We start from the raw sequence: 12621 nt of genomic DNA, 5'->3' as shown, positions 1-12621 counted from the left end.
ATTCGGGATGTTTTTCTAAAAAAAAATATTGTTGTGGAGGTTAAATTGATATTAGAATAGATCATCTTCTTCTTCTGTATCTATTTTATCGTTTAGTTTTAATGTAGCTCGTACATCCATACTTAATGCATCACAGTCTGCTTTAATTGCATCCAGGTGTTTTAATATTCTGATTTTTTCTTCATTGATTCTTTCAATGTTTGTGTATGGATATATTGATTCTTTTAACATTTCATATTCAACTGTTGAATATGGATATTGGTTTAATTGTTTACAGACATTTGCCAATACTTCTCCAAGGAACTTGTTCATTTCTACTTTTACACGTTCTCTGATCATTTTGTCATCGTCTAAGTGTTCTTTCATTAAACGTACTACTTCTGCCTTAGCAAATGGTAATTTTTCATCTTCATCAGTATATTCTTCATCTTCGAAGTTTTCTTCGTTTTCAAAACTTTCTTCAGTACTTTCTACTTCCATTTCTTCATTAAAGTTTTCTTCATTATCTGCCATATTTTTACCTCGATAATTTTAAAGTTGAATCAATTAGTTATATCTTATTGATTTTTAGAATATACTATTTAATTCATATAATAATATATGCTTTTATTACTTAATAAATGTTTTCATATTTTTACTTTTATCGTTAATTATTTTATATGTTATAAGGGGATATCATATTATTATCAATTCTATATTGTATATGGTTGATAGTATTCTTATAAAAATAAATAATATGCTCACGACAGATAGATGAATGCGGGCAATATTTTTAATTTATTGACATGCTTTGATAATTCATAAGGGGTCCATAAAAAAATAGTAGGGGTTTAAAAAAAATTATAATATATTCAAACTCAAGTCCAACGATTTGGTACTGTTTGTAATGAATCCGCTGGAGATAACATCAACATCCAACCGGGCATATTCAAGAATATTGTCCGGTCTGATACCTCCACTAACCTCGATAATAACGTCATCACGCAATCTACGACTTTTTAAAGCGTTCAACACCTCTTCTATTTGGGCAGGATTCATATTATCCAACATAACGATATCGGCACCAAACATTGCAGCTCTAATGGCATTATCCAAATCCTCTACCTCAATCTCTATTTTTTTAGTAAAGCTGACCTTGGACTTGGCAATCTCAATGGCATCAATGACCCCGCCAACAACCTGGATATGATTATCCTTTATTAAGACGCAGTCATCCAATTTAAACCTATGCGTATCTCCACCACCAATTTCCACAGCCTTCTTCTCAAGCTTCTGAAGTCCTGGAGTAGTTTTTCTGGTACATGCAACGCGAACGCTGGGGTTTACTTCATGAACCCTCTGACAAGTATCGTATACACAGGTGGCAATACCGCTAAGATGCATCAAATAATTCAAGATACTGCGTTCAACCATCAGAATATCCCTGGCACTGCCCTCAAATTCAAGAATGATATCTCCCTTATTGATAAAGTCCCCATCAAGAAAGCTGGATGAAATATTCAATCCAAAGTTGTCAATAATATAATGGGCCACATCCATACCCGCTAAAATACCATCCTCTTTGGCCAATATTTCTGCCTGTGCCCATTTTTCTTCACCTACCAGACTGTTGGTTGTAATATCTTCAAATCCGATATCGTCATAAACATTTTCAATAATTCTATTGTCACTAAAAATCGTCAATTATAATTCCCCTAATAAACTGTTATATTATATATTTGTCAATTCCCCTTAGTAATTATTTACTATTTTGAAGATTGATTTGAATAAATATTTTAAAGATTCATGAGACTTAACTGAAATAGTAATTTTTTTACAAAGAAAAATTTTCTTAAAAATTAAATAACTAATGATATAAAGATATATAATATAGTTTAATAAATTAAATAACTAAATAATGTGGGGTTGTATATATTATAGAATTAACATTTTTAGGCACTGCATCGGCAATTCCTACAAGAAGTAGAAATCATACATCAATAGTAATCAAAGTATCAAATCGTATGCTTTTATTTGATTGTGGAGAAGCAACACAAAAACAGATGATGTATGCACAGATTAGTCCAATGAAAATTGATGATATTTACATCACACATCTGCACGGTGATCACATATTGGGCCTTCCCGGAATTATACAGTCACTGGCATTCAGGGGAAGAACAAGACCATTAAATATCTATGGACCTGAAGGAATAGATGAATTGCTGGAGCATATAAAGAAATTAGGCTTTTCTTCAATAAACTATGAGATAATAACACACACAGTAACCGGTGATGAATCAACAATCTATAAGCAGGAAGACTTTGTTGTAAAGGCAAGAAAAATGCAACACACAGTAATAGATTATGCCTATATGATAGAGGAAATAAGACAACCGAAATTTCTAAAGTCAAAGGCATTGGAATTAAATATTCCTCCAGGACCATTATTCGGACAACTTCAGGCAGGACAGGAAATCAACTTGGATGGTGTTATAATAAAACCGGAACAGGTACTGGGTCCACCACGCAAAGGTGTTAAGATGGTATTCAGTGGAGATACAGTTCCACAGGAATCTATGGTGGAGTTTGCACGTGATGTGGATTTATTGATACATGAAGCCACATTTTCAAAAAAATATGCTGACAAAGCACTTGAAAACGGTCATAGCATAGCTGAAGATGCTGCATTAATAGCAAAAAATGCAAATGTTGAACAGTTAATATTAACACACATCTCCAACAGATACACAAATTCAGATGAATTATTGGAGGAAGCAAAGGCGGTATTTGAAAATACCGTATATGCACATGATTTCATGACGGTCATAATAGAAAACAAAAAAGCTGTAAGGATAATAAACAAAGAATAAAATAATATTGGTGATAAAGATGTCATTTTTTAGTAGCACACAAATAAAACCGGAAGTAATTCCATATATCCAAAAAGCACATGGTGTAGGAATAGTAAAGGTAAACAACATGGGAAAATGCTCAGCCATAATAGACAATAATAAACTGGTTCTAACACCATATGAAGGCAGTAGTAAAGTTGTAATACCGCTGTCAGAGATTAATCTAATACAATATGATAAGGGAAACTTTATCAATGAGCCAAAACTATCAGTAGGTGCAATAGGTTCACAGTTTGTACTGGCGGGTGTGGATAACAATGATGATGAATTGAACGCATTCTATCAAACGTTGCTGGATTTAAGACAGAAACAGGAAAAACTCCTAACCAATCAAAAAAGAAATGATGGGATGCCACATCCAAACAAAAACGTTACAAACCCTAATAAATTAATAAATACTGAAAACAACTTCAGGGAAGTAACCAATCCAAACAATCCCGTACCTGATGTGATAAATCAAACAAATGAGGATATGACGACTCAACAAGCAGAATTTGATCCTGTCGATGAGATTAGAAGATACTATGAGTTAAAAGAGGATGGAATAATAACCGAAGAAGAATTTGAACAAAAGAAAAAACAATTATTGGATTTAAACTAGAACATAAGTTGGATGATAAATATGAATGTACCATGGGTAGAAAAATACAGGCCGCAAACATTGGATGATGTTGTAGGACAAGAACAAATAGTTGGAAGATTAAAAAGATACGTTGAAGAAAATTCAATGCCGAACATAATGTTTACAGGTTCAGCCGGTGTTGGAAAAACAACATGTGCACTGGCACTTGCAAAGGCATTACTCGGCGAGTACTGGCAACAAAACTTCCTGGAACTCAACGCTTCGGATGCAAGGGGAATAGACACTGTAAGAAATGAGATAAAAAGTTTCTGTAAACTAAAAGCGGTAGGGGCACCATTTAGGATAATATTCTTGGATGAAGTGGACAACATGACAAAGGATGCTCAACAGGCATTAAGAAGAGAAATGGAAATGTATACAAAAACATCATCATTCATATTGTCATGTAACTATTCCTCAAAAATCATAGATCCGATACAATCAAGATGTGCAATATTCAGATTTGCACCGATAAAATCTGCACAAATAATCAAAAGACTGCAATACATAGCCGAACAGGAAAATATTGAGGCAGACCTGTCCGCTCTTGAAAACATAGTGTACTTCACACAAGGGGATATGAGACGCTCAATAAATATATTGCAGGCGTCAACAACAACCGATAACAAGGTAACAGACGAAACAGTATTTGACGTAATAAGCCGTGCAAAACCGAAGGATGTACGTAAAATTATCAACAAGGCAATCGACAAGGATTTCATGGCCGCAAGAGATCTGCTAAGGGATATCATGATTGTTGATGGAATAAGTGGTGATGATTTGATTACTCAAATCTATCAGGAAGTAAGTCAAATGACTGCCGAAGGATTAATATCCGAGGAGAAATTCGTTAAACTAATGGAATATATGAGTGAATGTGACTACAGAATCCGTGAAGGAGCAAATGCAAGACTTCAACTGGAAGCTTTATTAAGTAAATTTTTACTAGTTAACACATAGATAGGATGCATTAAATTGAAATGGGTAGAAAAATATGCACCCAAATCATTGGGTGAAGTACTTGGAAATGCCAAGGCAAAGGCAGAAATCGAAGTATGGGCTAAGAAATGGGCTGGTGGTAATCCGCAAAAACCATTATTACTCATGGGATCTCCAGGTATAGGTAAAACAACCATGGCACATCTTGTAGGAAAGGAATATTTTTCTGAAACAATCGAGGTAAATGCAAGTGACAAAAGATCCTATGACATATTGAAAAGAACAATCGGTGAAGCAGCCCAAACACGAAGCCTGTTTAATTCAGGATATAAACTGTTGATAATGGATGAAGTGGATGGAATAAGCGGACGTGATGATTCAGGTGGAGTACGTGCAATAAACGAGACAATAAAGAATACCAAACAGCCCTTGATAATGATGGCAAATGATCCCTACAGCAAGAGATTGACATCCATAAAGGGTAAATGTCAGGCAATAAAGTTTACCAAAATACATACAAACACTATAAACGCACAGCTTAAGAAAATATGTGATGCAGAGAATATCAAATATGACTCGGAGGTATTAAAACAGTTAAGCAAACAGTCAAACGGGGATTTGCGTTCAGCTATCACTAGCCTTGAGGCCATAGTGGATAGCTCCAAGACCATCACGGCCGACAGTTTAGCAGTTATCTCACAGAAGGATGGGGAACAGAACGTATTTGACACGGTACGTACGGTACTTAAAAGCAAAACTCCCGCACATGTAATTGATGCGATGAGGGTGGATACTCAGCCACAATTTCTCATAGAGTTAATGGCAGAAAACATACCACGCGAATATGAACGTGTTGATGAAATAGCAAAGGCATATGAAATGATTGCACTTGCCGACTTAAACCTTGCAAGGGCATTCAGGACACAGGATTACACATACTGGAAGTATGCATTCTTCTTCATGGGCAGGGGAGTTGCAGCGGCTAAGGCTAAAACATATAAGAAGTTTGCAAGATATACAAATTCCACGGTCTATGCCAAGTTATCCAAAAGCCGCAAAAACAAAAATCTCATAGCCGATGTTACTGCAAAGATGTCCAAGAGACTGCACACCTCACCATTGGAGTTGGAAAAACAGATACCCTTCTATACTGTAATGTTTGAAGATAATGAAAGGGCATATGACTTCAAGGAATACTTCAAGTTGGAAGATGAGGATGTAAAGCTCTTCAGATCACGTAAAATACCTGCATCCGTAGAGAAAAAAAGGATAAAGGAACTTCAAAAACAACAGAAAGAAGAGGAAAAGGCCATTCAAAAAGCCAAAAAAGAGGCTCTCAAAAAACAAAAGGAATCTGCAAATCAAGATGTTCTTGATGCTGTAGCGGATGTTGCAGGAAGTGACAAAAAAACAGATGTTGAAGAAACATCCAAAAAGTCCAAAACTTCCAAGAAGACCTTGTCCGAAGATAATGATTCAACCGCTAAGAAAACAAAAGCTGTTAAAAGCTTAGAAAAATCCACTAAAAAACAAGATGTTGTTATTGAAGATGATATAAACGATATTGAATCAAGTGAGGGTGGTAAAAATACTGAAAAAGAGGATAAGAAACCTAAAAGTAAACAAACCACCTTATTTGACTTTTAAACTCCCTTCTTCTATTTTTTTAACTTATTATTTCTAAATTTGTATCGTTTTTCCTATTATTTTAAATTCATTTTTACTGGAAAAATAGCTAATAAAAATTTATTAATATTTTAAAAACAATAAATATAATCACATATTACTGCTTAATTCCAATGGCTTGAAAATTTCGAAAATGATTGTCTGATGATAATCATTGATACTATTGGAATTTCATTAATATGATAAAATTTGGACAGTTGAAAGATTATGTTGAAAAATAAAATGAAATTGTTTTTGTTATTTTCAATAATATTCATAGCATTGATCGGAGTAGGCTTTGCCACCGACGTTGACGATTCAATCAATTCTGGCTCAGATGCAGCACAAACGGTTGAATACGATAATATTGATAATAATGAAATAACTAATTCAAATGGTGATACAATAAGTGGTTCCTCAATAAAAAAAGACACGGCTGATAAGGACTTTTCACAGTTAAGTCAAATTATTGAAGAATCGGATGACCTCACATTAGAGGATAACTATATAAAAACGGAAGAAGGAAATCCTATAACAATCAATAAGACAATCAGTATTGATGGAAACAATCATGTAATTGATGCAAATTCAAACAGTGGCCTATTTGTTATAGGAAGCGATGCAGATGTAACAATCAAAAACTTAACAATTAAGAATACATTTGGGGAATACTCTGCAATAGTTAACTATGGAAAGTTAACATTGATAAACGTGAATTTTGAAAATGTTCATACAAATTATAATGCATCAGTGGTATCTACCCAGTCAAGTTCATCATTTACTATGATAAATTCATCAGTGGATAACTCCACATGCGTATCAGGAATAATTGAACTTAGGGGTAGTGGAACTAACGTAATTCAAGATTCCAACTTTACCAATTGTAGGGCAAATAATGCAGTTGTTAGATTATGGAGTCAAAAAAGTGTCACAGTGGATAACTGTAGATTCTTAAACAACTATGCAACGTTATATGGTGGAGCGATAAATTCACAGGGATACCTGATTGTAAACAATTCCTACTTTGAAAACAATACTGCAGAGGTTCGTGGTGGTGCAATAGCACTTCGTTCCGGAAATGCAACAATCATGAACAATCAATTTGTATCCAACAAGGTTGAACGTGAAAATCCATCATTCCAACAACAGGGTGGAGCAATATCAATCGATACAAACAATGTGTGCTTGATAAACAATACCATGACCGGAAATACCGCATTCAACGGTTCGGATATATTCATAAGATCAGGTAACGCATCGGTACTGACTACAGAAGTAACAGATCTTGTCGCAGTTGAAGATGAGGAATTTACCATTAGCGTAAATGTCCATGATGATAACGGCAACACAGTATCCGGTTGTTATGTAAATGTAATCATAGATACTTATGAATACAAGATATATATCCAAGACGGAATAGGAACATACCTTGTAACAGATCCGGTAGCATCCGGAAATTACTCCGTAAATGCAACAATATATAACACAACAACTGAAAAACAGAATATTGTTTCAGGTAACATCAATATTACTCCTACAACATTGGATAACTATGCTACGGTTGAAAGTTACATAGCCGAAAGCGATGGGGAATTGACCTTAAACAATGGTATAAAACGAGCTTCATCAGAAGAACTGATAACCATCAATAAGGATATCATCATAGATGGAAATGGAATGAACTTGAATGCTAACAAAGGACGTGTATTCAATATAATTAATGCAAATGTCGTAATTAAAAATCTAAGCATAAACAATTCATACGGCATAGTAGCAACAGTGGTCAATGCCACAAATTCAAACGTAACCTTTGACAATGTAACCTTATTCAATCACAATGCATATAACCTTGGAGGAAACGTGATTGGAATATTAATGGATATCAATCAAAACTCAACATTAACCATTAAGAATTCATTAATAGAAAACAACACGGGAGCAATCGTAAGAACGGCATCAAATCTAACAATAGACAACTCCACGATAAGAAATACCAAAAAGGTTTTTGGTTCAACAGACAGTCAGGGATGGATTATCCTAAACGGTGGATTGACAATAACCAATTCATTAATGGAAAACAATGAAGCACAACTTGCCGGTATATACAGTATGGGACAGAAATATCCCGCATTACTTGAAAACTCAACATTCATAAACAACACTGCATCCATTGGTCGAGGAGGAGTAATGGAAAGCAGAAAGAACACAACAGTAAACAACTGTACCTTCATAGAAAACAAGGTGACAAACTCACAGGGACGTGAAGGAGGAGTATTCTATAATAACGGTGAACAATTAAACATACAGTCATGCATATTCATAAATAACACGGCAACAGCCAACGGATCCATAATAGATAACTACTATGGAACTACAAATGTGGAAAATTCAGTATTCATATGTCAGGAAGGAATCAGTGCATTATTCAACACAAATGAATATGGAAAAACAATTACCGCCAACAACAATTACTGGGCAACAAACGATAACCCGAAAAAATTCGTGGCATCCGGACAGTACTGGGCATGGGATGATTATGATGATGTATACAAAGAAACGGCGGCAGAAGTAATAGTTGACAATTGGATTATAATGACTACTACGACAGGTGATCTGACAAACATAAACTACAATGACCTCATAGAACTAACGACAACATTCAACAAACTAAACAACACTCAAGGAGTAATAAGCGACTATGCAAACACACTACCAGGTGGATTTACTGTTGAATACGAATCCCAAAAAGGTAAATTTGCAGATGATGTTGTAGAAGTGGTTGATGGACAAGCAATAAACACTTATACAGTAAAATCCGAAGAATTCACAATTAATGTAATTCAAAATGAAGCGGTAAATACAATAACCGCTACGGCAGCTATGCCTGAAGCTATGGAAATCATATTGAATGATGGAAACTACACCGAGTACTTCGATGATGAAGGAATGCTTAAGGACTTCATCACGCCAAATTCTGTACTTAAATTTGACTCTGTATTCAAAAACCGTGACATTTTCATCAATATGCCTGTAACTCTTACAACATATACCAATCAGGCAGTATTTGAAAACTGTACAATTGAATTTGCACAAAACAGTGACAACTCAAAATTAACAAATGTCATAATGAACAACAACCAAACATCCGAGTCAATCATAAAGGTAGTGGACACATTTAACATAACGATAGAAAACATCACATTATCACAATTCAATACCGAGGATTCAACACATGCAATAAAAGTTGTAAACTCACATGATGTTAACATATTATCAAGTGACATTACAACAATCGGTCCATGTTCCGATATAGACTTCTACGGCGATAAAGGTGTTATAACATCATCAATTGTCATAAAAGAGTCAGAAAACGTATTGGTACAGGATAACAACATCACAACAAATGCTACTGGAACATCATCAGCCTATGGTACAATTGAATCCATACAGATAAGCGGTAGTGATAACAATCCATGTGACAATAACCGGATATTAAACAACAACATTATAACAGAAGCTAAAATGTACACATACGCTATAGCAGTATCAGATAATGCAAACGACAACCTCATAGACTCAAACAACATAACATCCTACGGTACATACTATGCAAATGCAGTGGAATTAATCCAGGGAGCAAGAAGAAACAATGTGACAAACAACAACATCTATGTAAAAGCAGAAGATGTAACCTATGGTATATATGTATCAACAAACTACATGGCAGAAGTAACAGGCAATGTAATAAAATACAATAACATAACAGCAGATTCAAGCAGCGTATACCTAATTGAATTATGGAGTACGCAAAACAATGAAATAACATACAATAACTTCAACGCCAACAACAATTATGTAATGGCAATAGGAACATACATAAGCAAAAACAACATCATCTCATACAACAACATGACATTAACAGGAAAAATGGATGGTATGCCAGTAGAACTGGACAATATCCTGGCAGAAACAACAGGTATAAAATTAACGGGTAACTCCGATTCAAACACAATCACATACAACAACATAACAGTGGACAACCCATCAGATCTAACTAATACCATAAACATAACCGGAAGCAAAAACAACATAGTAACTGACAACTACCTCCTAACGAAAACCGCTGCAGGAAATGATGCAGTATACTCAAATGACGATACAAACGTAATAGAAAACAACATACCAGATGAAGTGCCGGCCAAGGAATACACCATAAAAGTGGACACGACCGAATTTACAGTAGGAAGTTCTGCAACCATTCGGGCAAGCATATACTATGGTGACGAAGTGGCAAGCAGCCTATCCAATGGAAAAGTATACTTCAAGGTAAACGGCAAAACACTTAAAAACGGCCAAGGTAAAATCATCTATGCAAAAGTCGTAAATGGTGTAGCTACAATTGAAGATTATGAAGTACCGGAAAGTTGGTTAAAAGAAAACTCAAGCATACAGGCAGTATACTCAGGTTCAGCTGATGTAGGCAAGTTATCAAGTGACAAAGAAAAAATCACGGTAACAACAGAATCAGCCGAACCAACAATAACTACCGAGGATGTAACAACAACAGTTAACCAAACAGTTACATTAACTGCTACAATAAATGCTGCAGTACCTGTAAATACTGGTAAAGTCGTATTCAAGGTAAATGGTAAAACAGTAAAAGACTCAAACGGTAAAGTAATCTATGCCAAAGTGGTAAATGGACAGGTAAGTGTAGAATATACGCTACCTGAAAATATGAAAGCTGGTACATATAACATCACGGCTACATACATATCTTCCGACTATGGTAGACTTGAAGATACCAAAGTCTTGACTGTTAACTGATATTGGAAGCGTATGGATAACATAATTTTCATTAACTTCCCCCTGTTTTCTCTTTTTTTATTCATATGGAAAAAAATTTTTATCAATATCCTTTTTTTATCTATCATGGTAGAAATTTTTATACTTCTTAAGGGGGTCCGCCAAAAATGATTTTTTGATTTCTTTTAAAATATATTTACATCAAGTGTTAATTGGTGTTTAACGGATATATTTTCACAAAAATTCATTATATCTTCTTTTTGATTGTTTTTATTGTATTTTAAGTTGTATAATCTTTTTATGTTATATGCTAATGCATCCAAGTAGATTCTTTCTTCTGTTTTTGTTTTTCCTATTACAACTTCTTGTTCTATGTGATAGAATTCTTTGAATGTTCCGAATGGTCCTTCTACACATGGTCTTTTACTGTATTCTTCTTGATATTCTTCTTTTTCCATTTTGAAGTACATTTCTATTTGTAATCTATTGCCGTTTTCTGTGATGGTTCTGTGTGTTTGTTTTTGTGATATGCAGTCTTTTTGATATTTGCAGTTTTTGCATGCTGTGTAATTGTTGTATAATCGTTTTATTTTTGCTGGTTTTTCTGGATCTTTGTCTGGTATTGTGTATTGATTGTAAAATGTTAAATAGTGTCCTGCTGGACATTTAAATACATCTTTTTCTCCGATATATTCGAAATGATCTTTATGAAATGGGTTTTTGTTTAATTTTCCTATTATTTCTTTGGATTGTTTTCTTGTTGGTATTAGTCCATCAATATTCTTATTTTTAAAGTATGATAAGCTTGTGGGATTTAAATAGATGGTATCTGCACTCATATGTTCTGGTATTTTTTTTATATTTTTTATTGCTTTATCGGCTATTGCTGGTAGTTGGTAATGGTCTGTTGGACTTTGTGTGACATTTATTGCACAAATTAATTTTGTATCATAATCAACTGCTGATTGTATATTATATGCTATTAAGAAGTTTCCTTTTTTTCCTTTCATTTTACGTGCTTGTTTATCGTTCATTGGTATTTTATCTTGTCAGGTGAGTGTGAATTCTGTTTCTATGTCGTATAATATTTCTAATTTTTCTTCATTATTTAGATTTGGATTTTCATATAATTTTTTAGCAGGTTTATGAAGGTTTTCCAGTTTATTTTCATCAATTTGAACTCCTTTATAATATTGAAGTAATATTTGGGTTTCTTTTTTTGAGATTGTGTTATGGTTGGAATTACATGCTTTTTTCACGGTTCCATCGATAGCAACGTGATTAAATTCTGTATATTTTTCTTCTGATGCTTTTTTCAGTGTCATTTGTAGAAATAACTCATAATATTCTCCGTATTCATCCCGATATCTTTGTATTGTTCGTTCTGAAGGAGTACTTCCATCACAAACAAACTTAAATATATCATGGTACTTTGCCATCTCTTCAATAATTCTAGCACTATCCATATGTTCTAATTTAGCCCAAATAAGTAATTTAATCATTGAACAAAGGTTATAAGAGGGTCTACCTTTATTATTTTCATTTACTTTAATGTCTAATTTTTCATAAGCATCTTCAATAAAATCAACAACAAAACGAGAAATATGATCACTTGGAACATTGTAATCATTAGTTCTAATAATCATTTTAGTTTGTTTCTTATCCATATTTTTCATAACCATAAATAAACAATCC

General features: G+C 34.0%; 9 protein-coding genes. 5 read left to right on the top strand and 4 right to left on the bottom strand.

What is annotated here, in order from left to right:
• Nucleotides 1-51: 51 nt before the first annotated feature.
• Together AW729_RS05065 and nadC are read right to left on the bottom strand one after the other, a co-directional pair.
• Entirely contained in the window at nt 52-480 is a 429-nt protein-coding gene (locus AW729_RS05065) for a hypothetical protein (protein WP_112125238.1), read from the bottom strand.
• 360 nt (nt 481-840) lie between these two features.
• Nucleotides 841-1683, bottom strand: a complete 843-nt coding sequence (nadC, locus tag AW729_RS05060) for a carboxylating nicotinate-nucleotide diphosphorylase (protein WP_112124087.1) — start codon at nt 1681-1683, stop codon at nt 841-843.
• Nucleotides 1684-1916: 233 nt separating this feature from the next.
• Here nadC and rnz point away from each other — a divergent pair, with 233 nt between their 5' ends.
• The 5 genes from rnz (at nt 1917) to AW729_RS05035 (ending at nt 10947) form a co-directional block, all read left to right on the top strand.
• Nucleotides 1917-2852 carry a ribonuclease Z gene (gene rnz, locus AW729_RS05055; RefSeq protein WP_112124086.1) on the top strand — a complete coding sequence of 312 codons (936 nt, stop codon included), beginning with the start codon at nt 1917-1919 and terminating at the stop codon, nt 2850-2852.
• Nucleotides 2853-2871: 19 nt separating this feature from the next.
• Nucleotides 2872-3495, top strand: a complete 624-nt coding sequence (locus tag AW729_RS11520) for an SHOCT domain-containing protein (protein ID WP_112124085.1) — start codon at nt 2872-2874, stop codon at nt 3493-3495.
• A gap of 21 nt (nt 3496-3516) precedes the next feature.
• Nucleotides 3517-4476: a replication factor C small subunit gene (locus tag AW729_RS05045; protein ID WP_112124084.1), complete on the top strand. Its 960-nt coding sequence runs from the start codon at nt 3517-3519 to the stop codon at nt 4474-4476.
• Nucleotides 4477-4491: 15 nt separating this feature from the next.
• On the top strand, nt 4492-6102 hold the full coding sequence (locus tag AW729_RS05040; protein WP_112124083.1) for a replication factor C large subunit: 1611 nt from the start codon (nt 4492-4494) through the stop codon (nt 6100-6102).
• 246 nt (nt 6103-6348) lie between these two features.
• On the top strand, nt 6349-10947 hold the full coding sequence (locus tag AW729_RS05035; protein WP_112124082.1) for a right-handed parallel beta-helix repeat-containing protein: 4599 nt from the start codon (nt 6349-6351) through the stop codon (nt 10945-10947).
• 164 nt (nt 10948-11111) lie between these two features.
• On the opposite strand, the gene AW729_RS11515 is transcribed toward AW729_RS05035, so the two are convergent.
• Nucleotides 11112-11960 carry a transposase gene (locus AW729_RS11515; RefSeq protein WP_236951200.1) on the bottom strand — a complete coding sequence of 283 codons (849 nt, stop codon included), beginning with the start codon at nt 11958-11960 and terminating at the stop codon, nt 11112-11114.
• 15 nt (nt 11961-11975) lie between these two features.
• Entirely contained in the window at nt 11976-12608 is a 633-nt protein-coding gene (locus tag AW729_RS11510) for a transposase (RefSeq protein ID WP_236951199.1), read from the bottom strand.
• Nucleotides 12609-12621: the final 13 nt, after the last annotated feature.

It is taken from the genome of Methanosphaera sp. BMS, from assembly GCF_003268005.1.
GTDB lineage: Archaea > Methanobacteriota > Methanobacteria > Methanobacteriales > Methanobacteriaceae > Methanosphaera.
Note: the sequence above shows the minus strand (reverse complement) of the source record. Positions and strands in the feature narration are given on the sequence as shown.